Below are 726 nucleotides of genomic sequence, written 5' to 3'. Positions count from 1 at the left end.
GGAAATGTAAAATTGTCTTTTATCTTAATAAGTAAAATGCTTTTATTATATGTTACGGCTTGCTTTCCCATACGATTTTCTTCTTAGAACCAAAAGTAATTTTTTTAATAGACTTTTCGACGGTAACCTCTTTATCCAATCGACCTGAATATTTGGAACCTGCCAGTTTCTGAAATAAAATTATGTTTAACTCATCATTGTGGATATTTGTTTTTATATCCGATATTCCCATTGCACTGTTGCCCAACAGGCCTGTGAGCCGAATTTGTTTATTATTCCGATTTTCTTTGACGGAAATTTTAAAATTCCAAATATCGTCAAATTTGATTTCTTCATTGGCCAGAGAATAACCTGATAATATCAAACCTATAATACTTAGCATAATTACCTTAATTTTCATAATGAACTTCCCGATGAATTTAATGATGAAGAACCTGAGGAACGACCACTTGAACCGAAAGAGGCACTACTATTTTTTCGAGGTGACGCAGCTACGGCATTAGCTTTTCCTCCATTGGCTTTTATAATTGATTTCCTAAGTGAATTAGGATTACTTACAGGCCCTAAACCACCAAGTGTGTTGGAATTAAGATCTTCTCCAGTCCCTGCTTTCCAAGCATCTCTAGCAAAACTGGAACAAGGCCCACCCAGAGTCCACGCTCCTGCACCTTTCTTTTTGTATTCATCAATCTTGCTCATTAACCGTTTTTCTGCTGCATCATCAAG

At 36.0% G+C, this 726-nt stretch carries 2 protein-coding genes; both read right to left on the bottom strand.

Going from position 1 to position 726, the window contains the following annotated elements:
* Window positions 1-52 precede the first annotated feature (52 nt).
* A complete protein-coding gene (locus tag ACI43T_RS11975) occupies window positions 53-400 on the bottom strand; it encodes a hypothetical protein (RefSeq protein WP_314107192.1) in 348 nt (115 codons plus the stop codon).
* Window positions 397-726 (bottom strand): hypothetical protein (locus ACI43T_RS11970; RefSeq protein ID WP_405387334.1); only part of this gene is annotated, 330 nt, incomplete at its 5' end. The genes ACI43T_RS11975 and ACI43T_RS11970, both read right to left, overlap by 4 nt.

This window comes from Neisseria oralis (genome assembly GCF_045062685.1).
GTDB classification, from domain to species: domain Bacteria; phylum Pseudomonadota; class Gammaproteobacteria; order Burkholderiales; family Neisseriaceae; genus Neisseria; species Neisseria oralis.
This window is presented reverse-complemented; position numbering and strand designations above follow the sequence as displayed.

Coding starts and splice junctions, on each gene's coding strand:
- ACI43T_RS11975 (WP_314107192.1), bottom strand. CDS start 400: ATGAAAATTAAGGTAATTATGCTAAGTATTATAGGTTTGATATTATCA.